This is a genomic window from Moraxella catarrhalis, assembly GCF_001632285.1.
In the GTDB taxonomy this organism is placed as follows: domain Bacteria; phylum Pseudomonadota; class Gammaproteobacteria; order Pseudomonadales; family Moraxellaceae; genus Moraxella; species Moraxella catarrhalis.
Genome location: NZ_LWAH01000013.1, coordinates 125,588 through 139,879 on the forward strand (window position 1 = coordinate 125,588; position 14,292 = coordinate 139,879).

The following is a 14,292-nucleotide window of genomic DNA, read 5'->3' on the forward strand; positions in this document are numbered from 1 at the left end:
TAAGTATTGTTATGGATTTTTATCATCTGCTCGGTTAAATCGTATCAGCTTTTAATTAAGGCATTTAGCCAATCGCCAATACTTGTTATTTGTGGCAAACAGACCTGATGGGCCATGGGATAAGTGGTATAAATGGGAGTTAAGCCAAGTGATTTTAAGTGGTGCATCGCCTGTATGCCCAAAGTTTTGGGGACAATGTCATCAAATTCCCCATGGTCAATCTTAACAGCAATATGATGATTTACTGCGATTGATTGGATGTGTTCAAATGTGGCAAAATAAGTTGACAATGCCAAAAGACCGCCCAGCTTGCGTGAATTGGTTAAAACATTATGATACGCCACCGCACCCCCTTGTGAAAATCCTGCAATGATAATATTTTGGCTATCAATACCTTTGGCAATCTCATCATCAATCAACTCATCAATCATCGCACTTGAAGATATGATTTGAGCCACATCGACTTTACGATTTAAACTCATCTCCAAAATATCATACCAAGCAGGCATGACATAGCCGTTATTAATGGTGACAGGGATTTTTGGGGCATGGGGAAAAATAAAACGAACAGCAGTATCTTTTGCCAAACCAAGATTAGGCACAATCGGTTCAAAATCATGGCCACTGGCACCAAGCCCGTGCAACCATATCACCGTATGCGTGATGGGCTGAGCAGATGGATTATGTTCAACCACTACCGAAGTTAATTTTGACATATATCAGTTCCATATTGCATAAACTAAGTTGGTTCATCATACGATGATTACCAATAAATTGCAATCAAATCAAAGATGCCAAACGCTCATATTGATGCTAAATTCTTAGGTGATAAATTGATGATTTTGCCAGATGGTGATATGATATGGGCATAACCCATCAAGCGTAGTGAGCCATCGATGAGATGGCTTAGAGGCGTGTTAGGTTAATTAATATCAATGATTTGGGATAACTTATGCAGTGGCGTGGACGAAGACAAAGCAACAATATCGAAGACAGACGCAGCGGCGGCGTCAAAAAAGTCGGCGGCGTGAGTATTTTTGGCTTAATCATCGCCATCATCTTATGGCAGGTATTTGGTATCAGCCCAGAGACCACTTTGGGTGTTGCTCAACAAATTCAAGGACAAGCAACCACGGCCCCCACTCATGAAACCGCTGATATGGCAGAGTCCAAAGCATTTGTTGCCACAATTTTGGCAGATACTGAAGATGTTTGGACGCCAATTTTTGCCCAATCAGGACACCACTATCAGCCACCAAGTTTGGTTTTGTTTAGCGGTGCTGTCCAATCTGCCTGCGGGTCAGCCACTTCAGCCAGTGGTCCATTTTATTGCCCTGCTGACCAAAAAGTATATCTAGATACACAGTTTTTTCGTGATATGCGTACACAAATGGGCATTACAGGCGAAAAAAACCATACCGAACTGACACGCCAAGACCAAGCCGCTGATTTTGCTCAAGCGTATGTCATCGCCCACGAGGTTGGTCATCATGTCCAAACCTTGCTTGGTATTTCTCAACAAGTACGCCAAGCCCAAATAAAAGCCAATCAAACGGTAGCCAATAATTTATCTATACGCTTAGAATTACAAGCGGATTGCTTTGCAGGTTTATGGGCACGCCACAATCATGAGCGTACACAATTTTTACAACAAGGTGATATTGAAGAGGCTTTAGATGCTGCCGAAAAAATCGGTGATGATTACCTACAACATAAAGCCCATGGCCATGCCGTCCCAGATAGCTTCACTCATGGAACCAGTACCCAGCGTAAAAACTGGTTTTATAAAGGCTTTGAAACAGGTGATGTGCATCAATGTGATACCTTTTCTGCAGACCAAATTTAATCTTTCATCTGACATTATCCGACGGAATTTATATGCACCTGCCTGATCATCTGATCCAGCTACTCACTCAATATCTGACCGAACACACCCACCAACCCATCATCATCGACCCTGCGGTTTTGGCTTATCGGTGGGTTGGCGGTACATCAGGCAATCTTGAGCCGATTGAGATCAGCTTTGGCCGTAGTTTGGCGGATTTGCTTGGCATTGATACCCAAAAAACTAAACTCATCAACAATACCAAGCAGTTTTTGGCTCACCTGCCTGCCAATCATGTACTGATGACAGGTACACGAGGTGCAGGCAAATCATCACTGGTGCGGGCATTGCTTCAGGCTTATCATTCCCAAGGACTGCGTGTGATTGCGGTTGCCAGAGATGATTTAAAACATCTTGGTAAAATTCGTCATGCCATCAAAGAGTCGGTCAATCAAGGCAATACCAATCGCTATCTTGTTTATTGTGATGATTTGGCGTTCAATGCTCAAGATGAGAATTACCGCACCCTAAAGTCAATCTTAGATGGCTCACTTGATAGCGAGCATAGTCAGCTACTTGTCTATGCCACCAGTAACCGCCGCCATCTATTGCCACAGATGATGAAAGATAATATCAGTATTTATAATGGCCAAACTGATGAAGTGAATCCTTATGAAACCATTGATGAGACAGTATCTTTATCCGACCGCTTTGGGTTATGGCTATCATTTCAGCCAATGAACCAACCGTTATACTTACAAATTGTTGAGCATGAACTGACAAAGGCCAATATCGCCTTTGATGATTTTGCCCAATCTCAAGCCTTACAATGGGCGAGCAGTCGTGGCGGTCGTTCTGGCCGCATCGCATATCAGTTTGCTCAACATTGGATTGGTCAAACTCGCCTAGCCCAAGGTGTTAGCGGTTGATATATCAACTTAATATTTTATGGCTTTGATACTAATTACGATACTAATTACCGATAATATTTCTAAAGGTTAAATTCACTCGGCTGCCTAGTATCTTTTTTTGCTTAGGAACGCTGTGCTGCCAAAAATGCTGCAACTGACCTGCCATCACCAAAATACTCCCATGATGTAAAAGTAGTTCAAGCTTAAGCGTATGATTGTCGCATAAACGCAGTAAAAACCGCCGAGACTCACCAAAATTTACCGAAGCAATCAAGGGGTTGTTACCCAATTCTTTTTCGTCGTCCTTATGCCAGTTGATATAATCTTCACCTGAGCGATACCAGTTCATCAATACACTGTTAAATCGTCTTTTGCATATTTTTCCAAGCTCATCATTGAGCATGAGCAATCGGTCTGTCCATGGATTTGGGTTTAGGGTGATGCCAGAATAAGTATAAGGGCAATCATTATCGCCATACCATGCTGAGATGCGTGGTAGCTTGTATACTTTACCATACATTTTGATGGTGTCTTGTTGCCAATGAATGTGACGAAACTGCACCATATTCAAATCAGTATGATGCCAGTTGTGTGTGCGGTGATTGATGGGCTTACCACCAATTTGACTTTCTAAGAAATAATCCAAATATGCATCCGCTGTCTGCTCATCAAAATAATGCGGGGCGTAATATAGCCGACCATAAGGAACAATAATAACAATGCCTTTGCCATCTTCATGGCGATGAGCATCAAACGGTGTATCCATAAATCTCCCCTGACAAATCAAGTCCGCTGCCAGCTCATTATCCTTTGGGGTTTTTAAATCCTTTAAGATATTGCCATCACGGTCTTTGATGACATGCAAATAATCATCACTGTCATCAAAATTGATATTGGCAAGCTGCGGATATTCTTCTTGGAATTGAGCAAATTTAGAGCCTTGTTTTTCACTAAACAAACGAGAGCGAATTTGGTTTAGACCATCATCGGTACTTAATACATGAATCTCATCAGGAATAAAGCGTTCTTGATGGGGTAACTCAGGGTCACATGCCAATGCCCATATCGTTTCGGTGATAATTTGTGGCGTCATCCCTGTCACCAAAAATAAAATCTTTGTCATCACAATTCCTTAATATTATTAAACTGATTTCAAAAGATAAGACACATAAACACAATCATTAACACAATCATTTTTTTAAATGATTCATATTCATCCAAAACCTTGTTTGTCCATCACAATAATCACAGGCAATCTTGGTCTCAATGAGTGTTATCGTACCAAAGTCAGTTATGGCGATTTATGTATTAGATGATAGATCTTTTTTGACCAAAATACTCATTTTATAAGCTTATCAAAACGGCTTTTTTGGTTTAATATCCGCCTGATATGTCATTATCAGATAAGTTTGATGCATAAGTTATCTGATGATTCTGTGGGCAATAAAATAAGCCATAACAGTCAGTTACGGCTTATTTTATTGAGCGGTTTGGGATTATCTGCTCCAAACCATCACTCAGCTGATTTTTGATGAATGGGTTTTTTAGTTTGCTGAGTCAAAACGCTTTTGTGCTTCGTCCCAGTTAACCACTTCCCAAAAAGCTTTGATATAATCTGGGCGTTTATTTTGGTATTTTAGATAATAAGCATGCTCCCACACATCCAAACCAATGATAGGATATCCCTTGCAGCCTGCGACCGCTTCACCCATCAATGGGCTATCTTGGTTGGCGGTCGAGACAACTTTTAGCGAACCTTCATCAAGTACCAACCACGCCCAACCTGAACCAAAACGGCTGGCGGCTGCTTTTTCAAACTGTTCTTGGAATGCTTCAACAGAACCAAAATCTCTCACGATGGCATCTTTTAATGATCCGCCCAAAGTCGTGCCTGTTTTTAAAATGGTCCAAAATAGGCTATGGTTGGCATGACCACCAGCATTATTTCTGACGCCTGTTCTTTTGTCTGCTGGGATTTGGTCAAGATTTGCGATAACCTCTTCAGCAGATTTATCCGCCCACTGAGTACCTTCAAGCAGACCATTGGCGTTATTAACATAAGCTTGATGGTGGCGTGAATGGTGAATTTCCATCGTTTCTTTGTCAAAATGTGGCTCTAGTGCATCGTAGCTGTAGCCCAACTCTGGTAGAGTGAATGCCATTGCAATTTTCCTTCTTTTGTGGGTTATAAATGTCAGTATAATAGGACAAATCATAAAATCATCGTCCACTATCACTATAAAGCCATCATGGGATAAATTCAAGCAAATTTACAAATTTCACACTCAACCACACCCAAAAAACCCAAAAAACCCAAAAAACCCAAAAAAATAATCCATGACTGGTTTTTGTCAGTTAAGGATGAATTGGCAGGTGGTGGTGAATATATGGGGCATTTTTGTTATTAATTTTTGTCATTAAATATGAGTAAAAATACCCAAAAATACCCAAAAATGGTGTATTATTAAGCATACTGTTTGATTGTGTATTAAGACATACAAACATTAACCAACTTTATAACTTTAACCAACCAAATCACCCAAGTGAGTTAAACTCACCTTAAAAATAACTTGAGCAGACACATGACAACCAATCACCAAAATGACCAATTCACCAATCCAAATATCCTACCCACTGGCACGCCCCAAGGTCAAAGCGAACAACAACGCCCCCAAGGCGAAAAGCCAGCCGATGACGAGACGACCCATTTTGGCTATCAAACAGTGCATAAATCTGAAAAACAAGCCAAAGTTGCCGAAGTATTTACCTCTGTTGCCCGCAAATATGATGTAATGAATGACTTGATGAGCTTTGGTATTCATCGCCTATGGAAACGGTACGCCATCAGCTTGACAGGTGTACGCAGCGGGCAAAGGGTTCTTGACATTGCAGGCGGTACAGGTGATTTGGCGAAGGTGTTTAGTCGTGAGGTCGGTCGCTCTGGGCGTGTGGTGTTGTCTGATATTAATGAAGCGATGCTTGAGGTTGGTCGCACTCGTCTGATTAATGCAGGCTGTCATAATGTTGACTTTGTGCTTGCCAATGCCGAGACGCTTGAGCCTTTTGAGGATAACAGCTTTGATTTGGTGACCATCAGTTTTGGGCTAAGAAATGTTACCGATAAAGATAAAGCACTCTCTGCCATGCACCGTGTTTTAAAACCAGGTGGTCGTCTGCTGGTGCTTGAATTTTCAAAACCTGTATTTGAGCCTTTGTCAAAGGCTTATGATTTATACTCATTTACCGCCCTACCCATCATGGGTAAGATTGTGGCAGGTGATGCCGAAAGCTATCAGTATTTAGCCGAATCAATCCGTATGCACCCAGACCAACAAACACTCAAGCAGATGATGCAAAATGCTGGCTTTGTCAATTGTGATTATCACAACCTAACAGGCGGTATTGTTGCGGTTCATCGTGGATTTAAGGCACGCTCATGATGATTGGGGTGCTGTCGCTTGCTGTGGGTGAAAAGCTGGTCAATACCGCCATCGGCCTAGACCCATTGATACAGTCTGAATTAAAAAACTTATCAGGTAAGACGCTGCGTGTGATGATGCGGTCACCAAATCTATCCGTTGATGTGTTATTTGGTGATGAGCGTGTGCGTCTTGAACCTGCTTTTGAGCCGATTTTTGAGCCACAAGGCGGTATTTATCCCAATCCGCCTGAGTGTACCTTAACGGTTGATAATCCCAAGCATCTATTAGCCCTCCTTCAAAATCCAACAGGCAATTTGCCAATTCAAGGCGACCATCAGATTTTAATGCGTACCAAATACATGCTTGAGCAATGTCATCCTGATATTTGGTCTTGGCTAGAGCGGTTGATTGGGCAAGATGCGGTTAGTCAGTTGTATTTTATTGGTCAAGAGATTTCCCCTTTATCAGCCCCCATCATCAATCACATTAAGCAAGCTTTGGCAAGCTTTGTATCACACCAGGCATCTTCCAATGAAAGCGACTTTATCAATCAGACGCTTCAGGATAAAAAACAAACCCTGCTTCGCCTACAAAGTGAGATTGAACGCAGTCAAGCCAAATTAGCAGAAATCCAAAATACCCTTAACCAAAATAACTAAAAACTAAGCCGCCCACCGATATGCTTATCACTCATCGCAAACGCTTGTTGTCATTATACCGCATCGCAGCCAAATATCGCTTGGATACACATTTTGCTGATGTGCCAGAATTTGCACCCATTGCTCGCCTGCTTCGTGTACATCCTGCAAGCTTCGGTCGCTCACATCAGCCTTTGGGCGTCAAGCTTGCACTTGAAGAAATGGGGACGCTGTTTTTAAAGTTGGGTCAATTATTATCCACTCGTTCTGATTTATTGCCACCACAGATTATCGCACAATTATCCTTATTACAAGATAAGGTTGCCCCATTTGACGCCAAAACAGCCATTGCCACCATTGAACATGCCAAGTACGGCTTAGGTCAGCCGATTGGGGATATCTTTGCTCGCTTTGATGAGATACCTTTGGCCGCTGCCAGTGTCGCACAAGTACACACTGCCGCCTTACATGATGGTCGTGAAGTGGTTGTTAAGGTTGTCCGCCCCAATATCAAACAAGGCATCATCGCAGACTTTGAGCTATTACGGCAAATGGCGGCTTGGGCATCTGCACGCCTTGAAGCGGCTCGTGCCATCCATCTGATTGATGTGGTTGAAGATTATCGCCAAATTATGCTCAATGAGCTGGATTTGACGCTTGAGGCCGCCAACAGTACCAAAATGCGTCATAATTTTACAGGCTCTCGGCTGATTTATGTGCCTGAAGTGTATATGAGTGCCAAACAGGTGATGGTATCTGAACGCATCTTTGGCGTACCCATCTCCCAAACTGACTTATTTGATGCCCTTGGTTATGACCGTGCTGCACTGGCCAAAAAAGGCTTGACCATCTTTTTTACCCAAGTATTTCGTGATAACTTTTTTCATGCCGATATGCACCCAGGCAATATTTTTGTTGAAACCATGCCTGATGGGCGTGCGGTTGCCGAACCACGCTATATCGGGCTTGATTGTGCTATTATGGGTGAGCTGTCCAAAGAAGATCAGCTGATTGTTGCCCGAATGCTGTTGTCAGTTATGAATGCCAATTACACCGCACTGGTGGATATCATTTGGCAAGCAGGCTGGATACCACCGTCAGCGGATAAATATGCACTGATGCGTGATATGAGCCGTACCGTTTCGCCAATGGTGCTAAAGCCGATTCATGAAATTGATTTTGCAGGCGTGCTATTTGAAATTTTATCCATTGCTCGCCGTCATCGCATGAGCATTCCGCCACAGCTCATGCTGCTGCTTAAGACGCTGGTTCATGTGGAGGGGCTGGGTCGTGAGCTGTATCCTGAGCTGGATATTTGGTCACTTGCCAAACCAATTTTAACCGCTTGGGTCAAATCTCAACTAGATCCCATCAAAAATATACAAGAGCTACAAGCTCGCCTGCCCGAGGTGCTGCTGTCTACCACAGACTTACCCAAGCTACTTAACCAAAGTCTACAAAGCTTAGCCACTTTGGGTGCTCATCAAGATGCCCTATTACATGAGATACAATCGCTCCGAGCCGATGGACTCAATGAGCGTCGCCATGACTGGATTGCTTTGGCTGGGTTTATACTTATGCTGGGGATGGCGTGGTGGTCAGCATTGGCAATTCATCTATATCTAGCCCCGATATTTTTTATACTGGCGATTGGGGTGATTCTGTGGCGTGTGCTGCTGTAACCGACTGATATCACTATGAAAGGAAGTTTATGAGCCAAAATCTTTGGACGCATATTCGCACTGTGTCAGATTTTCCAAAGGCAGGTATTGAGTTTTATGATATCAGCCCACTACTTAATCAACACCTAAATCAGCTGATTGACGCATTGATTGATGCGTTGCCAAGCGACATACTGGCGGCAACGGATGCCTTGGTTGCGGTTGAGTCTCGGGGGTTTGTGCTTGCCAGCCTTTTGGCTGCTCGCCTTGATAAAGGTTTGATTCTCATCAGAAAAACAGGCAAACTCCCGCCCCCTGTCCATCGTGAAAGCTATGGTTTGGAATATGGCAGTGATACGCTTGAGATCAGCTGCGACCTTGACCCTGCCAATGTCTTATTGGTCGATGATGTGCTTGCCACAGGCGGTACTTTGGTGGCTGCCGATAAGCTTTGTAAGGCAGCTGGCTTAACTGCCCTTGGGTCGTTGGTATTGCTAGATTTGACTGAGCTGCATGGTGATTTGGGATTAAAATATTGGTGTGTCTTAAGTAAATAGTTGTTCATCAATAAACTTGGATTCATAAACTATGAATTCATAAACTATGAATTAACAGTATCATGCCAATAAACATCACCCATATCAGCATAGGCAATGTTGATTGGTTAATTACTGTCTTAAAAAGAGCAATATCCCAACTCTTAAACTTCTAACTCTTAAACTTCACCACATGCTCAGCATTGGGATAATGGTGGTCATGCTCAACATCACATGCCTCACCGATAACCGTTCCATCTTCTTTGATGGGCCTGTGAATGTAGCCTGTGCGTTCTGTGATGGGTAAATGCTCATGTTCCCAGACCATAACCGCCTGCATGCAGGTTTGACGCTGCGTATCGGTCAGCCTTTCGCCATTCTCCCAGCGACCAATCTCAATGGCAGTACGAAATTTATCAATAATTTCAGGGGTTAGACTGTTTAGAATTTCTTGTTTATTCATGGGTTATTTTTCCAATTAATGAAAGGAGAATTAATCCAGTGAAAACTCTTCACTGTATAAATTCCAATGTAGTTTTGTACGGCACGCTTCATAAAAGCTATAGCTGTTTGGGTGCAGTAATAAAAGCGTCTTATCATGTTTGGCGATGATGAGCGTTTGGTCATTTTCCAAAGGCACAGAAGTCTTACCATCTGCACCAACCATGGGCTGTGTGCGGTTATCTTTATGAATATTAATCATAATTTGGCTGCTGCCAGCAACAACAAGCGGGCGGTCAGATAGCGTGTGTGGATGCATGGGTACCAAACAAATGGCGTCTAATGTTGGGTGAATAATCGGCCCACCTGCTGACAGTGCGTAGGCGGTTGAGCCTGTGGGTGTTGCGACAATCAGACCATCTGCATGCTGACGATAGACATCTTTATTATTAATTTTTAGTTTAAAATCAATGGTGTGAACTGACTTGCCTGCGTGTAAGACAATATCATTTAACGCAATATCTTCATGTAAAACTTGTGTCAATGCATTGTCATTGGTCGTATTTTGAATGATTTGAAGTTTTAATAAAAATCGCTCAACCAGCCAATATTGCCCATCAAGCACCTGTCCGACTTTTTCGGTCAGCTCATCTGGATTAATATCCGCCAAAAACCCCAATCGCCCCCGATTGATACCAAGCACTGGCACGCCAGTACCTGCCATCACAGACGCCGCCTGAAGCATTGAGCCATCACCGCCCACCACGATGACCAAATCGCACTGCTCACCCATCGTGTGGCGTGGTGTGATTATGATGCTGTCATCTGTATGCTCACCATCAATCAAGATGCCCTCAATGGCCGCTGTCTGTGCATCAATGACAATCGATAATTGACGCATTTTCAGTAGTCTAATGAGTTCATTTAGCGTTTCTACAATACTGGCTTTGCCTGCACGCCCCATCACACCAATACGATGAAATGGTGGGCGTTTTGGGTGATTGTTGGTAAAATTTGACATGGCTTGGCTTAATCATAAATAATGCGTATCATACCAAAAAAACGCCCATTAACACAACAAACACGCCACGCCTTGTGATGAATGATTCATACAAAAAGGTACATATGGTTAACTTGACTTAACTTGACAAAGCTACTTGGTTTTTGGATAATCAAGGCAAAGATTTTTTATGTCATCTGATTTTTTATGTCATCTGATTAATGCTCTGTCAAAATAGTTGTTAACACCGTTTTGATACCGATTTGCGACCAAACACGGACATTTGCTATCATCATTCCTGTGTTTTTAGTTGATTGGTTGATTCATTTTCATTGATGTTCAGATTGACAAATTTTTATTGAACAAGGATATATTATGGCCAACCCTATCATCAGCCGTACAACACTTGCCACCAGTGCCGTTGCCATGAGTGTGCGTGGTGTTGTCAGTAAAACCGCTTTTTTACTTAGCTTAGCTGCCGTTTCAGGATTTGGTGTATTTTTTTATGCCTTATCCATCAATGTCTCATCATCGCTATTATATGCCATGGCATTGGTTTCGGTATTTGCTGGCATGGGCGTAGGCTTAGCCAGTGCCATGAAGCCGCACCTTGCCAAATCGCTTGCCATTCCTTATGCACTGATTGAAGGGGTGCTATTGGGTACATTTAGCCTAATCATGTACCGATACTACCCATCCGTACCATTATCTGCATTATCAGCAACTTTTATCACCGCTGCTGTCATGTTGACGCTGTATGCCACAGGCATTATCAAAGTTACCGAAAAATTTCGTGCCATCGTAACCTCGGCGGTGATTGCCATTGGTATTTTATATTTGGTGCAGTTGGGTTTTCACCTATTTGGTTCTAGCCTGCCTTTATTATTTGATGGGGGTATGGTTGCCATCGGCTTTAGTGTTTTTGTGATTTTGATTGCGTCGTTTAGCTTATTGCTTGATTTTGACAATGTTGAAAAAGGCGTGGCGTTTGGCGTGGCACAAGACTATGAATGGGTGTATGGCATCGGTATTTTATCCACATTGGTTTGGATGTATATCGAATTTTTACGCCTGATTGGCTATTTGCAAGAATAAGCCATCAGCATTAAAACCAACTTAATTTTAATTAAAAACCACCAAAATACGCTGATATTTTGGTGGTTTTTTAGGTTGATTAAAATTTACTTAGTTTTTTTAATACGCATAGCGTTTGAGACCACCACCAAACTCGATAACGACATGCCAATCGCCGCAAGCCAAGGCGGTACATAGCCAAACGCTGCAGGCAATAGCACCAACGCATTATAAACCAATGCCCATTTAAGATTTTGGCGGATGATGGCTTGGGTTTTGATTGAAAGGTGAATGGCTTTGGGTATCGAGTGCAGCCGACCACCCAAAAGAACGCTATCACTTGACACTTGGGCGAGATCTGCGGCACCTGCAATGGCGGTTGAGACATTGGCAGCCGCCAAAACAGGCGCATCATTAATCCCATCGCCAACCATCAAAACAATGTGATTATCTTGTTGTAATTGCTTGATGTATGACACTTTATCCTCTGGAGTTAGCCCATAATACGCCTGATCAATGCCAAGCGTTTTGGCAACTTTTAGGGCATTGGGGTTGGGGTCGCCTGTCAGCATCAGCGGTATCATGCCTGATGATTTGATTTGCTCAATCATCTGATGGGCATCTGTACGAATCGGATCATTAAAATAAAACCGTGCAATCAGCCGCCAACTGCCATCTTGCCAAGCTGATAACAGTACCGACATATTGGCTTGATAGTCCTCCAGATTTTCTTGATAGCGTCCATAGTCAAAGTCAGGCTGGCTGCTTGCTTGGTCGGTAACAAAACTGGCATGACCAATACGATAACGCACGCCCTGAGATACCGCTTCCACACCGCCTGCGATATGATGGCTCATCTCTTGAACGGCAGGCAAATGTAGCCCATGTGCCGCTGTCAAAATCGCCTGGGCAACAGGGTGGCGGCTGCCAATCTCTAAGGCTGCTGCCAGTGCCAAAATATCACCATCTGGGTAATCGCTCACCACCGCCAAAAGATTTGCCTGCCCAAGGGTCAATGTCCCTGTTTTATCAAATGCCACATGGCTAACCTTAGCCAAAGTTTGTACCGTATGACCACGAGTTGGCAAAAACCCAAAGCTTGCCAAGCGATTGGTTGCCACGGTCAGTGCAATTGGGGTAGCAAGCGATAACGCACAAGGGCAAGTTGCCACCAAAACCGCCACTGTCGCCCACAACGCTTGGGTCTTATCAATAAAATACCAAACCACAAACACCAAAAGCGACAATAAAAGTACGCGTGCCACAAACCAGCGTGCCATTTTATCGGCATCTTGGGCAATTTGGGGTTTTTCGCTCATCGCACGATTCATCAAGCGGTCAATGAGTGCAATTTGGCTGTTATCAACATCATCGGTTACCAGCATTAATAGCGGCTGACTGTCATTTTGAGAACCGCCAGCCAATCTTTCGCCACGAGTTTTGACGATTAAATCGCTCTCGCCTGTCAATAGGCTTTGGGAGACGGTCGCAGTTTTGGATAATAAGACGCCATCTGCCACAATTTGACACCCTGATTCGATCCAAATGACATCACCGACTTTGACACTTTGGGCCAAAATTTTGGCGTTATCATCTTGACCCATTTGGCTGATGCGTTTATCCATATCGCCTTTGGTAGCCAGCCAAGTTTCAATGGCTGCCTGTGCTTGGTCGGTGGCAAGTGCTTGAACCAAATCAGACGCCTCATCAAGCTTGGTGACCAATATCGGCTCAATCACCACCAAATCTGATGCCATATTTGATGCTTTTAGGCGAGCGTTGTGTTCAATATATCGTCCTGCCAATAAAAAAAAGATAAACATGGAGACCGAGTCAAAATAAGTCTCACCTGCACCGATGATGGTGGCGTATAAACTGGCAAAAAAGGTCAAGATTAAGGCAATCGATACAGGCACATCCATATTAATTTGTCGTGTGCGTAGTGCGTGATAAGCCGACATAAAAAATGGCACACCTGAATAAAAAAAGACAGGGATACTAACAAACAGCGAAACATAACGCAAAAAATCACGATGCTCAACCAAAATGCCACTGTACGCACCAAAATACATCCCAATCGAAAACATCATCGCCTGCATCGCACCCAAAGCTGCAATGCCTAGCCGTATGAGCATTTGTTGATTTTGTCGTTTGAGCATCGCTTCATGCGTATCTTGGCGATAAGGTTTGGCATCATAACCAACTGAATGAACCGTTTTTAAAATCTCACCAATCGATAAGATACCATCATCCCAATTCACTCGCATACGCTGCTGTGTTAGATTCACCTGACACGCCCTCACCCCATCAAGCGACCTTAGCCGAGTTTCAATCAGCCAAGTACAGGCTGAGCATTTCAGATTGGTCACCGAAAGCTCAGCGGTGCTGCCACCATTTTCAGCATACACAAACTGCTCTTTGATATCGGCATGATTATACGCATCAAAATTTATCGCTTCAGGTAAGCTTGCCGTTGGGCTAATCTCACGGCGGTCAAGATAATACTGCGACAGCCCCGCCTCAACAATGCTTTGGGCGGCCAGCTGACACCCCAAACAGCACATGGGGCGTGGCTTATCAAATATCATCGTAAAAAACGGCTCTTTGGGTAGCACTTCCCCACAATGAAAACAACAGCCTGCAGGCGGTAGGATTAAACTGTACTCACCCAGCTCATCATCGCCAAAAGTGGCTAAGTCTGGGTTTGGCTTGTGATCAGATTGGTTCATGGTTTGGGTATCACTTGATGACATGGTATAATAATGGGTTGTTTAATCATTGGTG

General features: G+C 43.4%; 13 protein-coding genes. 7 read left to right on the top strand and 6 right to left on the bottom strand.

Annotated elements, in window-relative coordinates; all coding sequences use genetic code 11:
* Positions 1 to 44: 44 nt before the first annotated feature.
* Positions 45 to 716, bottom strand: a complete 672-nt coding sequence (locus tag A4U55_RS03745) for an alpha/beta hydrolase (protein WP_003659375.1) — start codon at positions 714 to 716, stop codon at positions 45 to 47.
* A gap of 236 nt (positions 717 to 952) precedes the next feature.
* On the opposite strand from A4U55_RS03745, the gene ypfJ reads away from it, so the two are divergent.
* Together ypfJ and A4U55_RS03755 are read left to right on the top strand one after the other, a co-directional pair.
* The gene (gene ypfJ, locus A4U55_RS03750; RefSeq protein ID WP_063454026.1) at positions 953 to 1,846 is read left to right on the top strand and encodes a KPN_02809 family neutral zinc metallopeptidase; all 894 of its coding nucleotides are present in this window, start codon (positions 953 to 955) and stop codon (positions 1,844 to 1,846) included.
* 32 nt (positions 1,847 to 1,878) lie between these two features.
* Positions 1,879 to 2,754, top strand: coding sequence for an ATP-binding protein (locus A4U55_RS03755; protein ID WP_063454027.1), 876 nt, complete (start codon positions 1,879 to 1,881; stop codon positions 2,752 to 2,754).
* Positions 2,755 to 2,797: 43 nt separating this feature from the next.
* Here the strand turns inward: A4U55_RS03755 and csm6 are convergent, their stop codons facing one another.
* Both csm6 and sodA read right to left on the bottom strand, forming a co-directional pair.
* Complete coding sequence (gene csm6, locus A4U55_RS03760; protein ID WP_063454028.1) at positions 2,798 to 3,859, bottom strand: CRISPR-associated ring nuclease Csm6; 1,062 nt, start codon at positions 3,857 to 3,859, stop codon at positions 2,798 to 2,800.
* A gap of 421 nt (positions 3,860 to 4,280) precedes the next feature.
* Positions 4,281 to 4,898 (bottom strand): superoxide dismutase [Mn], encoded by a 618-nt coding sequence (gene sodA, locus A4U55_RS03765; protein WP_003662998.1) that lies wholly within the window; start codon positions 4,896 to 4,898, stop codon positions 4,281 to 4,283.
* 420 nt (positions 4,899 to 5,318) lie between these two features.
* Here sodA and ubiE point away from each other — a divergent pair, with 420 nt between their 5' ends.
* The 4 genes from ubiE to A4U55_RS03785 are packed head-to-tail and all read left to right on the top strand — an operon-like array spanning position 5,319 to position 9,014.
* Complete coding sequence (gene ubiE, locus A4U55_RS03770) at positions 5,319 to 6,176, top strand: bifunctional demethylmenaquinone methyltransferase/2-methoxy-6-polyprenyl-1,4-benzoquinol methylase UbiE (RefSeq protein WP_003659368.1); 858 nt, start codon at positions 5,319 to 5,321, stop codon at positions 6,174 to 6,176.
* Positions 6,173 to 6,817 (top strand): ubiquinone biosynthesis accessory factor UbiJ, encoded by a 645-nt coding sequence (locus A4U55_RS03775; RefSeq protein ID WP_063454029.1) that lies wholly within the window; start codon positions 6,173 to 6,175, stop codon positions 6,815 to 6,817. Before ubiE ends, A4U55_RS03775 begins: the two co-directional genes overlap by 4 nt.
* Positions 6,818 to 6,837: 20 nt before the next feature.
* Complete coding sequence (locus A4U55_RS03780; RefSeq protein ID WP_003672999.1) at positions 6,838 to 8,478, top strand: AarF/UbiB family protein; 1,641 nt, start codon at positions 6,838 to 6,840, stop codon at positions 8,476 to 8,478.
* Positions 8,479 to 8,507: 29 nt separating this feature from the next.
* The gene (locus A4U55_RS03785) at positions 8,508 to 9,014 is read left to right on the top strand and encodes an adenine phosphoribosyltransferase (protein WP_003659362.1); all 507 of its coding nucleotides are present in this window, start codon (positions 8,508 to 8,510) and stop codon (positions 9,012 to 9,014) included.
* A 151-nt stretch (positions 9,015 to 9,165) separates the two neighbouring features.
* Here A4U55_RS03785 and A4U55_RS03790 read toward each other — a convergent pair whose 3' ends face one another.
* Positions 9,166 to 9,456: a YeaC family protein gene (locus tag A4U55_RS03790; RefSeq protein ID WP_003660615.1), complete on the bottom strand. Its 291-nt coding sequence runs from the start codon at positions 9,454 to 9,456 to the stop codon at positions 9,166 to 9,168.
* A 30-nt stretch (positions 9,457 to 9,486) separates the two neighbouring features.
* The gene (locus tag A4U55_RS03795; RefSeq protein WP_003672998.1) at positions 9,487 to 10,455 is read right to left on the bottom strand and encodes an NAD(+) kinase; all 969 of its coding nucleotides are present in this window, start codon (positions 10,453 to 10,455) and stop codon (positions 9,487 to 9,489) included.
* Between the two features lie 354 nt (positions 10,456 to 10,809).
* Here A4U55_RS03795 and A4U55_RS03800 point away from each other — a divergent pair, with 354 nt between their 5' ends.
* Positions 10,810 to 11,529: a Bax inhibitor-1/YccA family protein gene (locus A4U55_RS03800; RefSeq protein WP_063454030.1), complete on the top strand. Its 720-nt coding sequence runs from the start codon at positions 10,810 to 10,812 to the stop codon at positions 11,527 to 11,529.
* Positions 11,530 to 11,615: 86 nt separating this feature from the next.
* Here A4U55_RS03800 and A4U55_RS03805 read toward each other — a convergent pair whose 3' ends face one another.
* Positions 11,616 to 14,261 carry a heavy metal translocating P-type ATPase gene (locus A4U55_RS03805; protein WP_063454031.1) on the bottom strand — a complete coding sequence of 882 codons (2,646 nt, stop codon included), beginning with the start codon at positions 14,259 to 14,261 and terminating at the stop codon, positions 11,616 to 11,618.
* Between the last annotated feature and the right edge of the window lie 31 nt (positions 14,262 to 14,292).

Excerpts from the sequence above, each read along its gene's own strand:
- A4U55_RS03745 (WP_003659375.1), bottom strand. The coding sequence starts at position 716 with ATGTCAAAATTAACTTCGGTAGTGGTTGAACATAATCCATCTGCTCAG.
- ypfJ (WP_063454026.1), top strand. The coding sequence starts at position 953 with ATGCAGTGGCGTGGACGAAGACAAAGCAACAATATCGAAGACAGACGC.
- A4U55_RS03755 (WP_063454027.1), top strand. The coding sequence starts at position 1,879 with ATGCACCTGCCTGATCATCTGATCCAGCTACTCACTCAATATCTGACC.
- csm6 (WP_063454028.1), bottom strand. The coding sequence starts at position 3,859 with ATGACAAAGATTTTATTTTTGGTGACAGGGATGACGCCACAAATTATC.
- sodA (WP_003662998.1), bottom strand. The coding sequence starts at position 4,898 with ATGGCATTCACTCTACCAGAGTTGGGCTACAGCTACGATGCACTAGAG.
- ubiE (WP_003659368.1), top strand. The coding sequence starts at position 5,319 with ATGACAACCAATCACCAAAATGACCAATTCACCAATCCAAATATCCTA.
- A4U55_RS03775 (WP_063454029.1), top strand. The coding sequence starts at position 6,173 with ATGATGATTGGGGTGCTGTCGCTTGCTGTGGGTGAAAAGCTGGTCAAT.
- A4U55_RS03780 (WP_003672999.1), top strand. The coding sequence starts at position 6,838 with ATGCTTATCACTCATCGCAAACGCTTGTTGTCATTATACCGCATCGCA.
- A4U55_RS03785 (WP_003659362.1), top strand. The coding sequence starts at position 8,508 with ATGAGCCAAAATCTTTGGACGCATATTCGCACTGTGTCAGATTTTCCA.
- A4U55_RS03790 (WP_003660615.1), bottom strand. The coding sequence starts at position 9,456 with ATGAATAAACAAGAAATTCTAAACAGTCTAACCCCTGAAATTATTGAT.
- A4U55_RS03795 (WP_003672998.1), bottom strand. The coding sequence starts at position 10,455 with ATGTCAAATTTTACCAACAATCACCCAAAACGCCCACCATTTCATCGT.
- A4U55_RS03800 (WP_063454030.1), top strand. The coding sequence starts at position 10,810 with ATGGCCAACCCTATCATCAGCCGTACAACACTTGCCACCAGTGCCGTT.
- A4U55_RS03805 (WP_063454031.1), bottom strand. The coding sequence starts at position 14,261 with ATGTCATCAAGTGATACCCAAACCATGAACCAATCTGATCACAAGCCA.